Source organism: Ruegeria sp. B32 (assembly GCF_025141855.1).
In the GTDB taxonomy this organism is placed as follows: Bacteria; Pseudomonadota; Alphaproteobacteria; order Rhodobacterales; family Rhodobacteraceae; genus Ruegeria; species Ruegeria arenilitoris.
Genome location: NZ_CP081106.1, coordinates 1,105,916 through 1,125,202 on the forward strand (window position 1 = coordinate 1,105,916; position 19,287 = coordinate 1,125,202).

The following is a 19,287-nucleotide window of genomic DNA, read 5'->3' on the forward strand; positions in this document are numbered from 1 at the left end:
AGGATCAGGTGCGCGAGATTTCGGATCATTCTGCTCCTAGAGCGCTCCCGCCTAAAGATGGGCGTGAACAACCGAAAGCGCGTGATTGAGAGTGTTCACTGCGAACTCTCTTTGGCTGTCCGGATCATTTAGAGGCAAACGTGCATCTTCCTGTTCTGCCTTGTCGCCCACAGGAAACTTTTCGCCTTCCAATACTGTTCCCCAAACCTGAATGTCCTTGATTGCCATGGGATCCACCGTCAATGGGTTGTCATCCAAAATAGTGAAGTTCGCACGCTTGCCAGGTTCGATACTGCCAAGGTCCCGTTCAAGACGATGAGAATAGGCGGCGTTGATTGTCACTCCACGCAAGGCCTCTTCGACCGGGACCGTCTGATCCTGTCCTGCTACCCGACCGGAACTCGTCACGCGGTTCACCGCACACCACATTAGGAACAATGGATCACCGGGCGCCATCGGCATATCGGAATGCAATGACCAGGATACGCCCGCTCGATCCAGATCTCCAAGACGGACCATCTCATTGGCGCGTTCAGGACCAAGACCGGTTTTACTGTATTGATCCGCAAGTGCCGTAACGTAGTAGGGATTTGCAGAAACAATCGCACCCAGACGTTTGATACGATCGACCTGATCGGGCGCACTCACAGCAAAGTGCACGATCACCGTTCTATGATCGAAACGCGGGTTTCTGCGTAAGTTTCGCTCTAAGGCGTTCAATACACGGTCCAACCCGGCGTCACCGTTGACGTGAATATGAACTTGGTAGCCGGCGTCCCAATAGGTTTGAAACGCGCGTTCAAAGGCCGGCAGGTCCATCATCCACTCGCCATGGTAATCGCCAAGCGGATCGTCCCTCAGTTGAATGGCAAGGGAATATATCGCACCGTCCGCAAAAAGCTTGACGCTGCCTTTGGACATACTGGTCTTGCCACCATACCAGTCGACAAGTGCTTCTGTCTGTTCGATCACTTCTTCAGCATTGTCATATTTGGCGATCAGGCTTTTTCCATCTGGAATGAAGCTCCACCGAAACGGCATTGAGGGTGCGGAGAATACAGCGTTCACCGCATCCTGAACCGGGCGTGCGAGAATGCCGCCGGGCTCGTTGCCGTAGGTCACGCCTTTCGCATGCAAATAATCGCGCATGGTCTCCAAACCAGCGCGAAACTTTTCAGGGGTCGCCACGTATGGCGCAATCAAAGGCAGAACTGCAAACAAACCCTGTTCCCAGAAGTGCCCATGCTCAAAGCTGGATTGCATCTTTTCTGAGTCGGACCAAGCGTCCATGACCTCCTCGGTAACGCCTGCGGCCTCCATTGCAGCTGAATTCAGGATGAATTCGTGGCAAGAGCGGGCCCACACAAAGATAGGTCGTTCGCTGCTGATCTGGTCAAGGTCCGACCGTGTCAGTGGACCATAAAATGCAGCGTGGTATCCCCATGTCATGACAGGGGTGTCCGGGTCTTGCTGACCATCAACAGCTTCGGACAACCGTGCCAGAAAGTCATCCTTGTCCACAACGGCGCGCGATAAACCCTGTGGCAAGTCCCACTCCTCTATCGAAAGAATGACGGACGAAAGGCTCAAGCCGCCCAAAACTGGGTGATCATGCTGGGCGATAAAGCCGGGAACGATGATGTGGTCGGCGAATGTGTCATCAACGGTGAAGGGCTGTTCACCAATCGCCTCTTGAACTTGCTCTCTAGTGCCGGTCGCCAAAATCCGACTGTTTACAACAGCAACGGCTTCGGCGCTTGGAAGGTCGGGATCAAGTGTGACGATCTCGCGCGCCGTAAAAATCGTGACTTCATCAAGATCGAGTATCGCTCCGCCAAGATCGGTCAGCGTGCCTTCTTGCCCGAACAATGTACTCGGAGCAACGAGGATCGTCGTGCTCGTCAAGAAGGACCTAATAAATGCCCGTCTGGAGGTGTTTCCCATGGTGGATGCCTCTCCCTAATGCACTTAACTAACACAAAATACGCAGATGTTTTCAATGCGGTTAACCAAAAGACGCCCGTAAGCCGCACCAGAAGAAACGCTCTTCAGAGTTTTGCTGACTTGGAGTCCTTCGAACCGCAGTTCTTGATGGAGGCCAATCGAAGCATTCAGCCTCTGTCTTCCCCAAGCTGTCTTTGGGTTCGATCCGGTTACTCGCTCCATTGCGACCAATGTCTGTTTTTTCCGCAGAGCAGTCATTCGTCCAAACTCTACGAGCACTGCTCGGAGCCATAATCTGACACTCGCCATCGAGTATGCTAAGCTGGATCGTGCGAGGCACACATACACTCAGAAACCGCATCTTTGGGAGGACGGATGTATGATCATGCGCATTTTTCAGGTGACAACGCGGCCGGGAAAAGAAGAGGAGTTTGGCCGCTTTTTTCGCGACACTGCGATCCCGTTGATGAAAAGCACCCCTGGAATCGTGCACCTTTTTCCGGGCGCGCCGAGAGAGGATACCCCACGAGAGTTCAGTTTCGTTATGGTTTGGGAGAGCCTGGAGGCACTGAAGTCGTTTGTGGGAGAAAACTACCAAAGCCCGCACATCGATCCGATAGAAGCTGACCTCGTCGAGTCTCGATCCATAAAGCATTATGACTTGGTCGACGGTTAATCGCGAACGGGAGGATCAGGATGCCGAAGGGTAGGGGAAAATCGCTGCCAGAACGCGTCCTTGGTCTGAACGAACAAAAGGCTGAGGACTTGGCGGCCTTGGAACTCCGGTTGCGGGAGGCGCTGGATCGGCAAAAGGCGACCGCCAAAATCCTGGAGGTCGTCAACAGCTCTATTAAAGACCCTCAACCTGTCTTCAACTCGATTGTTGAAGCGGGTCAAACGCTGTTCCCAAAGTCGACAGTCAGCATTGGATTACAGGACGGCGACAAACTGATTTTGGGAGCAATTTCTGGTCCCGAACCGGCTGGTGTCGAGGCTTGGCGGCGTCGCTTTCCGGCGCCACTTCATCCAGAAACAATCCATGGCCATGTCATTTTGAACGGCGAGGCGATTGATCTGCCGGACGTCGCCGCATCGAAAGACAGGTTCCGTATAGGGGCTGGAAACTTCCTCGCCTCAGGGTTTCAGGCAGTCACCATGGTGCCAATTTCACAAGGAGGACAAACTGTTGGAGCTCTCGCCGTGTTGAGGCATTCAACCGGAAAACTTCAAAAAGAGCAGTTCGATATTCTCACAACATTTGCGGCACAAGCGAACATCGCCTTGGACAACTTACACTTGCTGAGCCAGATGCGTGAGGCGAATGACACTTTGACACACGTGTCCAAACAGCTTGCCAAATACATGCCACCCCAACTCTACAAGTCAATCATTGCCGGCGACCAGCAAGCGGCCATCGAAAGCCGCCGCCGAAAGCTCACGATCTTCTTCTCAGACATCGTCGACTTCTCCGAAATCACAGATCATCTCGAAGCCGAGGAGCTGACTACTTTGTTGAATGAGTATCTTTCAGCAATGTCCGAAATCGCCCTGAAGCACGGCGCATATTTCGACAAGTTTATCGGTGACGCCATGATGCTGTACTTTGGCGAACCCGAAAGCCTCGGGGTAGAAGAAGATGCCGCTGCATGTGTGCGAATGGCAATAGATATGCAACGCAAGCTTGGCCACTTGCAAACGGAATGGCAGCGCAAAGGATTGATCGATCGACCATTTCGCGCTCGCATGGGCATAAACACTGGTTACTGCACTATTGGAAACTTCGGCTCGGAAGACCGGATGGACTACACTGCTATCGGACGCGAAGTGAACCTTGCTGCGAGACTTGAGGCCGAGTGTGATCCAGGAGGTCTCTTACTCGCTGCCGAATCCTATTCTTTGGTAAAAGACTGGCTTCCGGTTGAGGAACGAGAGCCTGTTCGAGTGAAGGGATTTCAAAACCCCATTCGCACGTATGCTGCGACCGCTATTTATGAAAGTGCCGACCGCGATAGCCGCATTATTCACGAGGAAGATGAAGGCTTTTCTCTTACAGTTGATCGTGCTCGCATAAGCAAGGGGGCAATCCTCCGACTAAAGTCCCTTGTTTCAGATCTGGACGACTAGTCAAATTTTCGGTCACGGCAGCTCAGTCCAAAACCTGTGACCTCACATATTAAAAATGGCTGCACGACAATCGAAAGGCCAGTTTCCCGCCACGCTGCGACGCCAGGACGGGCTTCATTGAGAAATCGCGTGTGCAAAAGACCGCTTTCACGCGTGCAAGTGGGAACCAATGGCAAAGCCAACCACACTTCACAAGATGGTGAGTAGCAGGCTTGGCAGTCCAGAGCGATGAGTTGCACTAATCGCACCGTGTACTGTGCTAAAAAAGGGCGGACTCGTATCACTTACAGTATCGGGGTATTCGTCATGCGCTTTTCTCTCACCATCGCAACACTCGTTGTCTTGGCCACTCAGTCTTTTGCGCAAGACTCCGTTCTCATCGGGGACGCCCCGCTTCCTGCCGACATTGCAATTGATATAACGCCAGATTCTCCTTTTCTTGGAATCTGGACGGGGAGATGGGACTCTTGGAGAAGTCATATCCTCGTCGTCGAAAACCGAGATGAGGATGGGTTGTTCAATGTTGTTTACTCGGTCGGACGTGGCCAGCATGGCCGCGGAAACTGGTTTCGAAGCAAAGCGCGTTTAGATGGGAACACTTTGGTGTTCACCGACAACGACTTCGCGGCGCGTTATTCAATTTCGGGTACCGGGCGACTGCGGGGCACCTATCCAACCGAGGATCGCGTCGCAATACTCGAGCGACAAACCCTCTCAGAAGTCCTCGCGACGGCGACCCGCCAGTGGTTTGAGGTTGGAACGCGAGACTTCCTTACGACGGAACTCCGAGAGGACGGCGCAACAGTCGAGCTTGCTGTGGCTATCTATCGACCTCCTGGTGATGGGCCTTTCCCGTTGGCTCTCGTTCATCACGGCTCAACCGGCTCTGGAACCGATCCGCAGGCTTTTGATCGGTTCTTTTCCAACGACTGGCTTGCGGACGTTCTGAACTCACACGGTTGGATCGCTGCGTTCCCACAGCGCCGCGGTCGGGGTGGGTCCGACGGATTGTATGACGAGGGCTTTGCTGAAGATCGGACCGAGGGCTATTCGACGGAGGCCCGGCTATCTTTGGCAGGGGCGGAACGTGCGCTGATGGATGCAAAAGCAGCGCTGCATGCGTTGCAGGAACGACCGGATGTGAGTGATGGATCGGTTCTACTGATTGGTTTCTCGCGCGGGGGCATTGTTGCCCTTATGCAGGCCGGCGACGATCCGGGAAACACCGCTGGTGTGATCAACTTCGTTGGGGGATGGATGGCAGAGGGCTACGGTGATCCTCAAATCAATCCGACGCTCTTTCGACGTATTGGAACATTCGATGGGCCGGTGCTTTCCATCTATGGGGAAGATGACATGTTCTACAGCATCGAGCATTCCCTATCCAACCTCACCGCAATGGAAGCGATGGGTGCCAATAGTGAGACTCATATCGTGGCCGTTCCTGGCTACAACAAAGGTCATTGGGTATTGTGGTGGCCGATACTCTGGGAAGAGATCGTCAGCGACTACATCCGGCGCCTCCAGGATCAACGTTGAAACAATGAATTGGACTGCGACCCTGTTATCTCCGCGTTTTTAACGGATGCTTCGGTGAATTTCCGTTTCTGTCTGGAAGCAAGTTTTACCGATATGATTGGAATTGCAGCTTCTGTCTGTCGAGAAGCCATACACTGAGCCTTGCGGGAAACCCTACACGAGCCCGAAGCAGACCGTTGTCATTCTAGTGCCCGCGCCTCAAAACGCACATCAAAGCATGTTTGCAAAAGGCTTATGCAATTGAGCTTTACGTGACAATTCCGTAGGAAAAGACCTCTAAGTCTTCATCAAAACTCCGCAATGAATGCCGCCCCAATTTATGCGGCTCTTCAGATACCAAGCTGACAAAGTCGCCAGTTGCCAAAAGCCGCGCATCCAGTTTTCGCGTCAAGCTCTCTAACCTGCTGACTATCGCAACTGATGTGCCGGTTACCGTAAAATCCAAGCGCTTTTCAGTGCCAACATTCCCGTACACAGCCGCGCCAGTGTGCAAACCAATCCCAAACTCAGCACGGTCTGATGGATCAAGCTCTTTATGCCTTTGGAACGCTTCTCGCGCCGCCGACAGGGCAGCTTCGCACATGTCTTCGGGTAGTCTTCGTTGGCCATCAAAAGGAAAGATCGCAAGCAACCCATCGCCAACGAATTTCAGAACCTCTCCGCCGTGGTCGTGTACCGCCCCGCCGACACAGTCGAAGAATTGGTTGACGGTCGCGACATATTTTTCCGGTGACAGGCGCTGGCTCAAAGCCGTAGACCCGTGTATGTCACTGAACAATAGAGCGCAGTCAATTTTGCTGACATCTCCCCGGGCTATTTGACCGTTCAATACAGATCGACCGGACACCTTGCCCAAGTAAACCTCCATCAACTCAGCTGCCAGGAACTGCTCTGACAGAACACGCGCTGTACCAAGCAAAGGTAGAGACAGTCGCGACAGACCATCTACCTCACGGTCTGTGAAACCAGAACGACGCTTTGTAGCAAAAGAGACTGACGCCCCCAAAGCCCACTCGACCTTGCCGTCAAATACAACGGTACGATTGCCGAATGGTGCACTGAATACGACGTAGTCGGTGACACCTGCCTCAGCGAGTTTTTGGAATAGCGGAAATCTGTCACGGGTCGCTTCGTCAGTCAGATCTGCTCGCATGAAAGGAAACTTGATCGAGCCGTTCGTAAGGTCGTCCGCCAAGTCCCAGACTTCCTTGTTGAAGTGCTGTTTCGCTATCTCATTGGCCAATTTCGAGTTCTCTCCGAAGGGTGCTTTGTCGAAGAGATCAGTTGTCACCGAGCTTCGTGGAAGAACAGTCCATTCAATTCGATGGTTGGAAGCATCCCATGTTGCGTCGAGCAATCCAATTACAGGGTGCATCATCAGGCGGCCCAAGGAAACACGCGAAACCGGCACGCCACCATCGATCAGCCTGTGACTTAGCTGCTCGACTAGCCCGCCAAGGTCGGCATCAAAAAAGGCCAGCTTCTGCAACCAATCTGCAATGCGGTCAAAAACATCCGCCATAACGTACACCTCTGCCACCATCTTGTTACAGCCGGAGGCTCATGTCATTGGGTTTGTCTTCGAACTCTCATTTCTCTTGCAATGGGTTTGCAAATTCTCACACGCGTACGCTCACGATTTTCAGACGAACGTCAGGTTCGAGCCCTCCTCAGACCTTGATCGCGTGCTCAGCATAGACAACGATTGGCTTGGTCTCTCGGCTGCATTCGACGACAAAGCAAAAGCATGTTTAAGGTTGTCAGCCCGCTTCGCACAATGGAGAATCAAATGCGTCGATCGAACCTGATGCTGCAAATAACTATGGGGGTAATGGGGGGTGCTGCATCTTCCCAACCGCTCTTTGAGGATTCCAAGGCCTTCAATCCTTCCAGCGAAACGGCAATGGCGATTACCGGGCCAGTAATCTTGTCTACCAAGCGGATAGTCTTCGAGACCGGCGCTTCTCTTGATCTCGAGGTTCATGACGCCAAGAGTTCAGGTAATTGGGGCGTGTCTGGTGACGTGCCTATTGCTCAGGTATTCCGGGTATCAGGTGACGTCGGACCGTTGCGTCAGGGAAACACGCTTTGTGGAGACCAGCCAATCACATTTATGGCGGCCTGGAACGAAGAAAGTTCTGGGTTCGACTATCTCGGCATCGCAATGTTTACGGGTGCGGCAGCGCCTACAAGCGTTGATGACCAGACTATTTGTGCGACCTATTTCTACTCGATGGATGTTTCGGGCTAATTCAGAAGTTGTCCGAGGCTAGCCACTTCGTCCGCAAAGTAGTCACTCAGTGAAGACGCAGCGAACAGAGGATGTGAGCCCCAAGTGACCGATGCTGCGCGATCGACCGACGGCGGCTGTGCGCAGAAAGTTGACTTTGCAAAGTTTCGCGCTCGTCCTTTCGAGGATGAATATCAACTGGCAAATTTCTGCCGGGGATCCGGCTGGGCTCTTTTCATTACCCATTAGATCGCCTTAAAACTATCCGACCCCTCAAACCGTCAATGTAATGTCTTGAAGAACAGCGACAGCAAAGCGAATACGAAACGGCCGTGCCTGCACGGTACTGCTCGCGCTGCGTTTGCGATGGGGCTTTTTGCTCTTGTTTCTGCCTGCGCTCAGGCCCCAAGCGGCGCGGATCTCGATCCAGAACGTCAGGCCATGGCGTTGCGCGAGGTCTCTCAAAAACAAGCTCGAGGGCAAAGGGTATGGTGCGTACCCTACGCACGTAACCTCAGCGGTATCGAAATTCGCGGAAACGCCAAGGACTGGTGGGGCAAGGCGCGCAATACTTTTGAGCGAGGCAATGAACCGGTTGTTGGTGCGGTCATGTCATTTCGAGCAACCCGAGGGATGCCGCTTGGTCACGTGGCTGTCGTATCCGATGTCGTCACTGACAGAGAAGTCATCGTGAACCACGCCAACTGGCACCGCAACAAGGTATCATTGAAGATGGGCGTCAAGGATGTATCCAAAAACAATGATTGGACATTGGTCCGAGTTGAAAGTCATCCGGGCCGGTATGGCAGCTTCTACCCGGTGAACGGGTTCATTTATCCCAATGTTGGGGAATAACTTAATTCAATTGTGAACCGCACACTGTGCGTATCCGACGGATGGGTCACAAGCGGCTCAGTAGTTCACGCGGGCCAGTGACGGAAAAAGTCCGCAAATCGGATAATTGTGGCGGTAGAGCGAGTGACCGCATCGAGCCCTCCGTGGAAGTGAAGAATTTACGCAGCGAGCGCTCGCAGCAAGATTACCCACCGCATCGCCGAAAATCACCCGCTGTATGATAGAGGAAAATGCGGACGTTCAGGCAGAACGCAGCGAGATTGCGATCCGGTATGACCGGGTCACGGACCAAAACAACCGTTCTCGAATTACTATGCAGCCAGTAAGTCGGATGCAAAATTGCAAAAGCTCGCGGCCGTTCACTCCGCCCTCTAAAATCACTTCAACCTTTAGCAATCTCTTACCAATCGAGACACCTTGAAGCTGACATGCAACGCTACCCTCGGCGAATGGCGCGAGCTTGGTGCAGCAAAAAGGCAGCTATTTGGGGCTGGCCGAGAATGCTTTGAGTTTGTTTGATGACGCTCTCTCGAAGTTTTTGAACACCGAAGCGACGACAGATTTTTTGCCGTCGCTTCGCCATTCCGCGAACTCAGTTCAGGACTTTAGGTAGGTGTCAAACCAATCAATGGTGCGGTCCCAGGCCAAGTTTGCCATTTCCTCGTCATACCGAGGCGTACTGTCGTTATGAAAGCCGTGGTTGGCATTCTCGTAGATGTAGGCCTCGTAAACCTTATTGTTGGATTGCAGCGCAGCTTCGAACTCCGGCCAACCTGCGTTGATGCGTTCATCAAGCTCTCCCATCTGAATCAGTAGCGGTGCCTGAATTCTAGCCACATCCTCGGAGGCCGGTTGGCGGCCGTAGAATGGCACGCCGGCTGCCAATTCGGGGTAGGCCACGGCAATTGCGCTGACCACACCACCGCCATAGCAGAAACCTACAGCGCCAACTTTCCCAGTACAGTCTTGCCGGTTCAACAGGTATTCGAAGCCATTGAAGAAGTCATTCATCAGCTCGACCCGGTCGACTGTCTTCTGCAACTCGCGCCCATCTGCGTCGTTGCCGGGGTATCCGCCAACCGACGTTAGGCCGTCAGGAGCCAGTGCCATAAAGCCTGCTTTCGCCAAGCGTCGCGCCACATCTTCGATGTAGGGATTCAGACCGCGGTTTTCGTGTATCACGAGCACCCCGGGCAGGGGTCCTTCCACACCAGCGGGACGAACAAGGTAGCCTCGGACATCACCCGTTCCGTTCGGAGAGGGGTAGGTTATGTAGTCTGCGTGGATATCGGGATCGTTGAACGACACCTGCTGTGCCAGCGCATAGTTCGGGCTGAGCATGTTCAATAACGCGGCAGCCGTTAAGCCGCCAACCGCGAATTTTCCGGCGCGGTCCAGAAATTGGCGTTTGGTGATCTTTCCGTGCGCATAATAGTCGTACAGATCCAGCAGTTCCTGATCGAAGTCTTTTGCTGTCATGCGAGTCATGGTCAATCTCCTGATGAGGTGGCGATTCAATCCGTGGGATACTATCAGTTCAAAGGGTTATGGTTTGTTCGAAGTTCTAGGCAGGTCGGCTAAGATATTGCCGTAGCGGGTTCCTTCTTCGTGTGCTGATCGCGCAGAACGTTCTTTTGGACTTTTCCCATGGTGTTTCGTGGCAACTCTTGGACGAGTTCGTAGCGACGCGGATGTTTGAAGCGCGACAGCCTTTCCCTGATGATTGATGCAATCTGATCCGTGTCGAGTTCTACGCCTGGCTCAGCAACCAGAGCGGCAATGATCTCTTCCCCGAAGTCGTTGTCAGGGACGCCAAAGACTGCCGACTCCAGTACGCCATCGATGTCGTTTAAAACGTCTTCGATTTCCTTGGGGTAGACGTTGTAACCGCCAGTAATGATGAGGTCTTTTGAACGACCTACAATCGAGAGGTAGCCATCCTCGCTGTATTTGCCCAGATCCCCGGTGATAAAGAACCCATTCTCGCGAAGTTCTGCAGCGGTTTTTTCGGGCATCTGCCAATAGCCTTGGAAAACATTAGGGCCGCGTATCTCGATCATTCCAACCGTCCCTCTGGGCAGTTGCTCACCGGTTTCAGGATCAGTGACGATCACCTCGATGCCGGGCAATGCCATGCCAACAGTTCCTGCGCGACGTTCGCCAGTATAAGGGTTCGAGGTGTTCATGTTTGTCTCGGTCATACCGTAGCGCTCCAGGATGCGGTGGCCTGTGCGCGCTTCGAACGCCTGATGGGTTTCGGCCAGCAATGGGGCAGAGCCCGACACGAACAACCGCATGTTCGCCGCCGTCTCTTTGGTGAAACCGTCATCTGCCAGCAATCGAGTGTAGAAAGTTGGGACGCCCATTAGAAGGGTTGAATGCGGTAATTCCTCCAAGATCATTCCAATGTCGAATTTTTCCATCAGCCGAACTTCGGACCCGGCGACTAGTGACGTGTTCATCGCCACAAAAAGCCCGTGCGTGTGAAAGATCGGCAACGCGTGAACCAAGCGATCGTTTTTTGTGATACCCCACAAATTCGCGAGAGCTTGTGCATTGGTCAAAAGGTTCTGGTGGCTCAACATTGCGCCCTTAGAGCGACCCGTGGTTCCCGACGTATAAAGCAAAGCCGCAAGGTCGTCCGGGGCGCGATCAACGGTTTCAAACTCGCGCGGCTGCGTGTCAGCTTGGCGGCTTAAGCTTGATTTTTCACCGCCAAGGGTAAGCAGCCTTGCGCCATACTGATCCGCCAATTTTTTGATCTCAGCTTCGTCTTTGTCGTCGCAGACGATCACCGCAGGCAGGGCGTCAGATGCGAAGTAGTCCAATTCTGCCATTGTGTAAGCAGTGTTTAGCGGCAAATAGACAGCACCTGTCTGAACCGAAGCGGCATAGAGTGCAATCGTATCGGCCAACTTTGGGGCCTGCACAACGATGCGGTCGCCAGGAGAAACTCCGCTGTTCTGCAAAACATGCGCGATCTGCGCAGCGCGTTTCAGAAACGCGTCATATGACACTACCTTTCCGTCATCGAGTAGCAGGAACGGAGCCTCGTTTCCCACGTGGTGGGCAAACAAGCTGTCATAAAGTGTGTTAGTCACGCTGGATTTTCCTCTGGTCTGGCCGCAAGTACAGCGGTTGAAGCCGCGCGCACGGAACGCGAGGTTTCGATTGTGGCGTGCGTCACAAATTCTTCGTGGTGACGTTCAGTCTTTTTCAAGTCGTAGAGGTAATTGACCATTGCGCCGCCGGATTGGGATCGTCCGTTCTGTGACGGATCGGCCCCGGCATGCAGTTCGTGAAGCTCGGCGCCATTGCCCAGGTGAAAGCGGGCCACAGGGTCCAGCGGCATCCCATCCTCGCGCTTGGCTTGTAACAGGTATCGGGCGGCCATCGCCCGCACGTCCTGCGGAGGGGCTGTTCCCGCAAGTACGGCTTCGGCAGCATGGCCATGATCGGGATGTCCTGTTTCGCCAGCTAACCACCGGTTCATACCGGGTATCGGAGACAAGGTCACAAATGTGTCGAGGCCCGGAAGCTCTCGCGAAAGTTCGGTCACAACCTGTTTGATCAGCAGGTTTCCAAAGCTGATACCCGTTAAACCCCTCTGGCAGTTTGAAATTGAGTAGAATGCGGCGATTTTGGCCTGTTCTGGTTCGATCGGTTCTCGACCTTCGAACAAAAGCACATCAATCGCGTTCGGAATCTCAGTCGTCAAAGCAACTTCGACAAAAATCAGCGGCTCATCCGGCATTGAGGGATGAAAAAATGCAAAACAGCGACGGTCGGGTGGGAAAAGCCGGCGCCGCAAGTCGTCCAGATCATGAATCTGATGGACGGCCTCATACGCGACGATCTTGTCCAGAACGCGGGCTGGTGTATCCCAACTGATTTGTTTGAGGACCAGAAAACCCCGGTTGAACCAGCTTCGCAGTAAATGCACGAAATCTACATCTGTGCGCTTGAGTTCGGGGTTGGATTTGAGATAACGCAGCAGGTCAACGCGCATTGCCACAAGCTCTTGCGTCGCGCCGGACGGTTGATTCAGACGGCGCAGCAATTCTTGCCGTTTGGGTTCAGCCGCCTCGCTAAGCCTTTTATAAAGATCGACACTTCTACACTCGGCATAACGACGCGCCGTCTCAGACAGTTGATCCGCGTCTAACTCAAGCTGGTCATTCAAATAAGCGAAGAAGACCAGTTTTTCCGGGTCGTCCAAGGTCTGGTATCGATCCAGTATCGTTGATGCGAGTGCGAAACCTGATACTTCACCTTCCGCAGACAAGAGTGCTTCACATAGCTCCGAGATGGATCGCTTGTCATCTATGCCCCGCTTTTTGCCGGGGCGGTCGAACAGCTGATTAAGCAGATCGCCCAGAAACCAGTTCCGCTGCATTTCACGACTCCATCTGACTGCTCAGATACTCACCAGTTCGACGGTAATGATCGACCAAATGCCGCGTTGCGCTTTCTGTATCGCGATCCAGTGCTGCGTCCAGAATTTCCTGATGCTCTGCGTTGATATCGCGCTTTTTGTAACTCGACCCGCCAGCCGCCAGATATCGATAGCGGATGTTCAGGTCGTAGAGCTGCGAGCAATACCGCAAGAGTAAAGGAAGCCCCGCATTACCCAACAAGGCCATGTGAAACGCCTTGTGTGCGTCTTCAAAGTCGTGTGCCCCTTTTTGGCTCGCCTTTTTCATATGGTGGTGCCGCAAAACAAGCCTGTCTTCCCAGGCCGAGTTCGCATTGGCGATGGACTTGCGCAACGCGGTTTCTTCAAGATTGCATCGCAACATAAGGATTTCCTCGAAGTTGCATTTGCTTACTGGTGCAGCCCTGAAACCGCGCTGGTCAATTCGTTCCACCAACATATCCGATGTCAAAAGGCTTAGAGCTTCGCGAACCGGGCTTGCGCCGGTCTCCAGGAGCCCGCGGAGCTGTTCAATCTTGAGCTTTTGACCGGGCGGCAGCGCGCCAGTCAGGATCATTTCGCGCAGTTTTCGATACGCACCATGAGTGGCGGATGTCTCTTTGCCCTCGGTATCAAGCATGGCATCCATGTCTGGCATTCCCTTCTTCGTGGCGCAGTCTATTCGGAGTTCTTAGCTGAGCGTGCTCGTTCCAGTCGATAGTCCGATTGAGATGTTCAGCGAGCCCTCGTTTATCAGCCATCGCCGAAGTACAAAGCTGCGTGCCCCGCTTTTGTGCATCGGGTCATCTTCTGCAAGCTTTCGGGCGGCTTCGAGACTGTCGGCCCTATAGATGATGAGGCCAATGCCCTGCATATGCTCGCCGGTTTCATCCGACATGGGACCTGCAAAAGCCAGCTGCCCTGAATGTTCAAGCTTCGCCTGATACGCCAGGTGATCCGGCAGTGAAGCCTTTACGTCTTCGGGCGCTTTGGCTGGCGTGCTCAGTGCGACGTAAAGCTCCAAAGCAAGCGCACCGCGGCTTTTTGCTTCTGATTTGTAGTCTGCCCAAGCAACCATTCGCGGCCTCCAAAAATATCGATATTATTTGACATATGGCAAAATAGTCGGCAAAAATCAAGCAAGCTAACATGGAAGGTGACAATGAAATACCTGGTGGGAGAGACTTCGGAAGGCACAGCGGTTTTTGCCGTGAACGGTGAAAACGCAGTGAATCTAACGGCTTTGGACCCTGCCGTCGGTTCCGACTTGATGGGTTTGATCAGCAAGCCTGGCCTGGCCGACTCGCTGGCTGAAAAAATCACCTCGGCAGATAGTGTGCCGCTATCCTCAGTCACACCGGCGTTGCCCGTGGCGTCACCCGGCACGATCATTTGTATGGGTTTGAACTATACGGATCACATCAAAGAGGGCGGCTACGACATCCCCGAATATCCAACGCTGTTCATGCGCGGTAAGAATTCGATCATGGCGGCAGGCCAGCCTATGGTGCGGCCTGCGTGTTCGGAAAAACTCGACTACGAAGCCGAACTAATGCTGATCGTTGGAAAACGCGGCCGCCATATCTCGGAGCAGGACGCGCTGGATTATGTCTTTGGCTACACTGTATTCAACGATGGTTCGCTGCGGGACTATCAGCGCAAAACCGTTCAGTGGACGCCCGGCAAAAACTTTGATGACACGGGCGCGATCGGTCCTTTCACCGTGACGCCGGATGAGTTGCCGGAAGGGGCATCAGGTCTGAAGATCGAAAGCCGTGTGGGCGATGAAATCCTGCAAAGCTCGAATACGGCCAACATGATCTGGGGGGTCCAGCAGGTAATTGCGACGATTTCGGAATATACCACTTTGGAGCCGGGGGATCTGATTGCGCTGGGCACGCCGCCTGGTGTGGGACACGCCAAAAAGCCCAACCCCCGTTGGTTGAAGCCCGGCGAAACCGTTGAGGTCGAGATTGAAGGCATTGGAATTTGCGCCAGCCCGATCATTGACGAAAAAGACGCCAAGTCCAAGGTGGCCGCAGCATGACCGCACCAACCGGGGCAGAGCTGGAAGCACTTCGCGCCAAGGCGCAGCAAGATCATCGTGATCTGCGCGAGCGCATTCCGCGTTTGTCCGACGATGCAATTGCCTTGATCCTTCGCGAGTCCAGGTCTCACTATGCGTGGACCGACCAGCCAGTTTCTGACGATCTGCTCGAAGAGATTTATGACATCACGATCAACGGCGCGACCAGCATGAATACGCTGCCCGCCCGCTTCGTTTTCGTGAAAAGTGCCGAAGGAAAAGAGCGGCTTGCCAAGTCGTTGAAGCCAAAGAACGTTCCAAAAATGATGGATGCGCCGGTCACGGCGATCATTGCCTATGACATGGACTTCTGGAAGGAATTGCCTTTTCTTTTCCCGCACGAAGACCGACGGCCATTGTTTGAGAACAATCCCGAATATGTAGCCGATACAGCGTTTCGCAATGGAACGCTTCAGGGCGCTTACTTCATGATCGCCGCCCGAGCGGTAGGGTTGGATGTCGGTGCGATGTCAGGCTTTTCGAACAAGATCGTCGACGAGGAGTTCTTTGCAGGAACAACGCTCAAGTCGAACTTTTTGTGCAATCTGGGCTACGCAGATGAAACGGGACTGTTTCACAAGCTGCCTCGCTTCCCATTCGAAAAGGTTTGCTCTTATGCATGAGGAGGTGACCCTGTGGCCATGAAAGTGAAACCTGTCGTTACGTATCGCACGACAGCTCAATGCCCGACGCACGCGCGCACCGAGATTCCCATTCGTGATTTAGATGTTGTCGTAGACGAACCGGTCGAACGGGGCGGAACAAATCTTGGCCCGTCTCCGACCGAAACCGCAATGGCAGCGCTGATCGCCTGCACCAACGTCATCGGGCACAAGAATGCGCACCGTTTGGGAGTTGATCTCGGCACAGTGACGATAGACGCGAAATGCAGGTTGGATCGCCGTGGTGTCCTAATGGAAGAAGAGATCGATGTTCCGTTTCCGGAAATTGAACTCACCGTGAATTGTGAAACGCCCGCCAGTCAGGAGGAGCTGACACGCGTGGGTGAGGAAACGGCCAAATACTGTGCCATCGCAAAGCTGTTCGAAGCGGCAGGCACTGACCTGACCGTCAACTGGGTCAAAACAAGCAGCTAAAAGTCAACAGACCCGACTTTCTGGGAGGAGAGAAATGAAAAACTGGACCAAACGCAGCCTTGTTGCGGCTGCTGTGGCAAGCGTCATGGCGATGCCCCTCGCGGCAGAAGAGACCATTTCAGCTGTTGTGATTGATGGGTACCCAGATCGGGCCTTATGGGTGAAGGAATTCACCAACTTCTTTATTCCAGAAGTGGATAAGCGGTTGGCCGAGTCCGGCAATTACAAGATGAACTGGCAGGAGAACTATGGCGGTTCTATTGTAAAACCCAAAGGTGTTTTGGAAGGCGTACAGTTGGGTTTGGGCGACATTGGCATCGTCACAACCATCTTCCATTCCTCCAAGCTGCCCAGCCAGGGGATCTCGGGCTCGACGCCCTTCGTTGCATCCGACGCCCGTGCTGTAGCCAAAGCCGTGGATGAAATCGCGCGTGAGTTCCCGGCGATGCAAAATGAGTTTGCCGCGCAGAACCAAGTTTACCTGGCAACTGGTGTCGTGCTCGATACCTATCAGGTTTTCTGTACAGAGCCGGTTTCGGCTGTTTCAGATCTGGAAGGCCGAAAAGTGGCCGGGGCTGGACTGAACCTCAGATATCTTGAAGGCATCAAAGACGCGGCCGGGGTGCGTGGTGGCCTGACTGATTTCTACAATATGCTTCAAACTGGCCTGGTCGATTGTGCGATGCTTTGGCCCGAGGCTGCCAAAACATTCAAGATCGCCGAAGTAGCTCCTTACATGCTCAAAGCTGACTTGGGTGCGGTGAATTCCAAGACGATAACTGTGAATTCTGACTATTGGGCAAAGTTGCCGGACGAAGTCAAAGACGTTCTTAAGGCCGTCGCCATCGACTACCGTGATCATGTGGCCGGTATCGCCATGGACCGCGCCGCGGCCTCAAGGGATGCCTATACCGAAGCCGGCGGAACGATTGTCGAAGTTTCGGACGAAGAACGAGCGGCTTGGGCCAACGCGATGCCAAATGTCGCACAGGAATGGGCAGCCACCCTGAATGAAAACGGAGAACAAGGCGACGCGATTTTGGCCGCTTACCTCGGCAAGCTGCAGGACGCGGGCTTCACCGGAGTTCGTGACTGGACGGCCAAATAACCGGTTGGCGATCCACGAAAGGGGCCTTTCATGCTGAAGACCGCAGTTGCTGGCTTGTCGCGGGTCGCCAATTCGCTTGCAATCGCCGCCAACGCATTGGGTACGCTCGTCGTCCTTGCGCTGGTGGTCATTCTGAATGTTGACGTCATTGCACGGGGTCTGTTTTCGGCCCCGCTGCGCGGAACCTATGAGATGGTGCAATTCTCGGTCGTGATGATCGTGTTCCTGCAGCTGGCCGACGTGGTCAGAGTGGATCGATTGACACGCTCGGACGGGTTTTTGAACCTGCTACACCATCGTCGCCCCGGTCTGACAGCCAATCTCAGGCGCATCATCAACGCGATTTCCGCAATCTTCATGGCCCTGATCGCTTATGTAACCTTCCCGGAATTTCTTCTTATGTGGGAGACACAGGACTACTTCGGAGTACCGGGTCTTTTCACATTGCCTTGGTGGCCGGTCAAACTGGTCATCGCGTGCGGTACTGCGCTTGCCTGCGTGATCTTCCTGCTCAAGGTCGTCACGGCGCAGGACCGTCCGCAACTTGTCCGCACCCCAGAGCATGACGAGGCCGCAAAATGACTCCGATCGAGATTGGCCTGATCTCGGTCATCGCCATCGTCTTTCTGATTTACGCGGGCGTTTATATTCCTATCGCTCTGGGCGTGGTCTCGTTCGTGTCGATCTGGCTGATGCGGGACAACTTCACGCTTGCGCTCAACCTGTTGAAAGTGGCGGTTGGCGATAGTGCGATGGAGTATAGTTTTGCGACCATCCCGCTGTTTACCTTTATGGGGCTCATCGTTTCAAAAGCGGGTCTAGGCAGGGACATTTACGAAGTCATGACCATGCGGTTTCGCAAGGTCAAAGGCGGTATCGGTATGGCAACTGTAGGAGCCAACGCCGTCTTTGCCGCAGTTACCGGTTCGTCAATTGCATCTGCATCCGTTTTTACCAAAGTCTCGGTCCCGCAAATGATGGCGCAGGCTTATAACCCGCGCTTTGCGGTTGGGGTAGTAGCAGGGTCTTCGGTCCTGGGGATGATCATCCCGCCGTCGGCAATGCTGATCATCTATTCCTTCGTCGCCGAACAATCCGTTGGGGACATGTTCCTGGCGGGGGTCATTCCTGGGATTATGCTGGCAATCGCTTATGTCGGCGCAATTTGGGTCATGGGGCGCTTTACCCCAGCTTTCGTCGGTGGTCGTGTTGTTGAAGACACTGAGTGGATGTCAGGGCGCGAGATCGCCTCCAAGACACTGCCGACACTGTTCATCATTACCATCGTTCTTGGTGGTATCTATACGGGTTGGTTGACAGCAGTAGAAGCAGGGGCCGCCGGAGCTTTTGTCGCGCTAATCATAGCGGTTGCCCGCAAGTCGATGTCACCACGCGCATTCTGGGACGCATTGCTGGAAACCGGTCACATCACGGCGGCGATCCTGTTCCTGATCACGGCCGCTTCAATCTACAGCCGCATGCTGGGACTGGCGGGGTTGCCCAATCAGTTGCAGGACTTGCTGGCAGGGAATTCCGCATCTTTCTGGTCGATCATGCTGCTCTATGTTCTGTTGATGCTGTTTCTGGGAACATTGCTCGACACAGCGTCGATCATTCTGATCGTTGTTCCGTTGTTCCTGCCCATGGCTGAAGCGCTGGATATGTCGCTGATCTGGTTTGGCATTATCACCGTGGTCGGAGCCGAAATCGGGCTTTTGACACCACCTTTGGGCATATCCTGCTTCGTTATCAAATCCACGATCAACGATGACCGCATATCACTCAAAGACGTGTTCATGGGCGCACTTCCCTTTGCGTTCGTGATGCTGATCGTTCTGTTCATTCTGATCGAGTTCCCGATCCTCAGCCTTGCCCTGATTTAAGGAGGCC

General features: G+C 53.8%; 18 protein-coding genes. 11 read left to right on the plus strand and 7 right to left on the minus strand.

Annotated features, from left to right (window positions below; all coding sequences use genetic code 11):
• Positions 1 to 51: 51 nt before the first annotated feature.
• Positions 52 to 1,944, minus strand: a complete 1,893-nt coding sequence (locus K3752_RS05735) for an amidohydrolase (RefSeq protein WP_260065462.1) — start codon at positions 1,942 to 1,944, stop codon at positions 52 to 54.
• A gap of 379 nt (positions 1,945 to 2,323) precedes the next feature.
• Between K3752_RS05735 and K3752_RS05740 the strand changes: the two genes are divergently transcribed.
• The 3 genes from K3752_RS05740 to K3752_RS05750 all read left to right on the plus strand — a co-directional run bounded on the left by K3752_RS05740 (position 2,324) and on the right by K3752_RS05750 (position 5,607).
• A complete protein-coding gene (locus tag K3752_RS05740) occupies positions 2,324 to 2,620 on the plus strand; it encodes a putative quinol monooxygenase (protein ID WP_170404086.1) in 297 nt (98 codons plus the stop codon).
• Positions 2,621 to 2,640: 20 nt separating this feature from the next.
• Positions 2,641 to 4,068, plus strand: a complete 1,428-nt coding sequence (locus tag K3752_RS05745) for an adenylate/guanylate cyclase domain-containing protein (RefSeq protein WP_170404083.1) — start codon at positions 2,641 to 2,643, stop codon at positions 4,066 to 4,068.
• 306 nt (positions 4,069 to 4,374) lie between these two features.
• A complete protein-coding gene (locus tag K3752_RS05750) occupies positions 4,375 to 5,607 on the plus strand; it encodes a S9 family peptidase (protein WP_260065464.1) in 1,233 nt (410 codons plus the stop codon).
• A gap of 247 nt (positions 5,608 to 5,854) precedes the next feature.
• On the opposite strand, the gene K3752_RS05755 is transcribed toward K3752_RS05750, so the two are convergent.
• Positions 5,855 to 7,129: an adenylate/guanylate cyclase domain-containing protein gene (locus tag K3752_RS05755; protein WP_170339966.1), complete on the minus strand. Its 1,275-nt coding sequence runs from the start codon at positions 7,127 to 7,129 to the stop codon at positions 5,855 to 5,857.
• Between the two features lie 225 nt (positions 7,130 to 7,354).
• On the opposite strand from K3752_RS05755, the gene K3752_RS05760 reads away from it, so the two are divergent.
• Together K3752_RS05760 and K3752_RS05765 are read left to right on the plus strand one after the other, a co-directional pair.
• Complete coding sequence (locus K3752_RS05760; protein ID WP_170404075.1) at positions 7,355 to 7,858, plus strand: hypothetical protein; 504 nt, start codon at positions 7,355 to 7,357, stop codon at positions 7,856 to 7,858.
• A gap of 345 nt (positions 7,859 to 8,203) precedes the next feature.
• Positions 8,204 to 8,692: a CHAP domain-containing protein gene (locus tag K3752_RS05765; RefSeq protein WP_170340103.1), complete on the plus strand. Its 489-nt coding sequence runs from the start codon at positions 8,204 to 8,206 to the stop codon at positions 8,690 to 8,692.
• A gap of 597 nt (positions 8,693 to 9,289) precedes the next feature.
• On the opposite strand, the gene yghX is transcribed toward K3752_RS05765, so the two are convergent.
• From yghX to K3752_RS05790, 5 genes are all read right to left on the minus strand, one after another.
• Complete coding sequence (yghX, locus tag K3752_RS05770; protein WP_260065468.1) at positions 9,290 to 10,180, minus strand: YghX family hydrolase; 891 nt, start codon at positions 10,178 to 10,180, stop codon at positions 9,290 to 9,292.
• Positions 10,181 to 10,269: 89 nt separating this feature from the next.
• Positions 10,270 to 11,793 carry a malonyl-CoA synthase gene (locus K3752_RS05775; protein WP_260065470.1) on the minus strand — a complete coding sequence of 508 codons (1,524 nt, stop codon included), beginning with the start codon at positions 11,791 to 11,793 and terminating at the stop codon, positions 10,270 to 10,272.
• Complete coding sequence (locus K3752_RS05780; protein ID WP_260065472.1) at positions 11,790 to 13,088, minus strand: malonyl-CoA decarboxylase; 1,299 nt, start codon at positions 13,086 to 13,088, stop codon at positions 11,790 to 11,792. The genes K3752_RS05775 and K3752_RS05780 overlap by 4 nt, the downstream gene beginning before the upstream one ends.
• Position 13,089: 1 nt before the next feature.
• The gene (locus tag K3752_RS05785) at positions 13,090 to 13,755 is read right to left on the minus strand and encodes a GntR family transcriptional regulator (protein WP_260065473.1); all 666 of its coding nucleotides are present in this window, start codon (positions 13,753 to 13,755) and stop codon (positions 13,090 to 13,092) included.
• 42 nt (positions 13,756 to 13,797) lie between these two features.
• Positions 13,798 to 14,184, minus strand: a complete 387-nt coding sequence (locus K3752_RS05790) for a YciI family protein (RefSeq protein ID WP_170585915.1) — start codon at positions 14,182 to 14,184, stop codon at positions 13,798 to 13,800.
• Positions 14,185 to 14,316: 132 nt separating this feature from the next.
• Here K3752_RS05790 and K3752_RS05795 point away from each other — a divergent pair, with 132 nt between their 5' ends.
• The 6 genes from K3752_RS05795 to K3752_RS05820 are packed head-to-tail and all read left to right on the plus strand — an operon-like array spanning position 14,317 to position 19,280.
• The gene (locus K3752_RS05795; RefSeq protein ID WP_260065475.1) at positions 14,317 to 15,153 is read left to right on the plus strand and encodes a fumarylacetoacetate hydrolase family protein; all 837 of its coding nucleotides are present in this window, start codon (positions 14,317 to 14,319) and stop codon (positions 15,151 to 15,153) included.
• Positions 15,150 to 15,815: a malonic semialdehyde reductase gene (locus tag K3752_RS05800; protein ID WP_170339949.1), complete on the plus strand. Its 666-nt coding sequence runs from the start codon at positions 15,150 to 15,152 to the stop codon at positions 15,813 to 15,815. Before K3752_RS05795 ends, K3752_RS05800 begins: the two co-directional genes overlap by 4 nt.
• A gap of 18 nt (positions 15,816 to 15,833) precedes the next feature.
• Positions 15,834 to 16,289 (plus strand): OsmC family protein, encoded by a 456-nt coding sequence (locus K3752_RS05805; RefSeq protein WP_170339947.1) that lies wholly within the window; start codon positions 15,834 to 15,836, stop codon positions 16,287 to 16,289.
• A gap of 34 nt (positions 16,290 to 16,323) precedes the next feature.
• The gene (locus tag K3752_RS05810; RefSeq protein ID WP_170524424.1) at positions 16,324 to 17,397 is read left to right on the plus strand and encodes a C4-dicarboxylate TRAP transporter substrate-binding protein; all 1,074 of its coding nucleotides are present in this window, start codon (positions 16,324 to 16,326) and stop codon (positions 17,395 to 17,397) included.
• Positions 17,398 to 17,427: 30 nt separating this feature from the next.
• Complete coding sequence (locus tag K3752_RS05815) at positions 17,428 to 17,979, plus strand: TRAP transporter small permease subunit (RefSeq protein WP_093961651.1); 552 nt, start codon at positions 17,428 to 17,430, stop codon at positions 17,977 to 17,979.
• Complete coding sequence (locus tag K3752_RS05820; RefSeq protein WP_170339327.1) at positions 17,976 to 19,280, plus strand: TRAP transporter large permease; 1,305 nt, start codon at positions 17,976 to 17,978, stop codon at positions 19,278 to 19,280. Before K3752_RS05815 ends, K3752_RS05820 begins: the two co-directional genes overlap by 4 nt.
• Positions 19,281 to 19,287 lie beyond the last annotated feature (7 nt).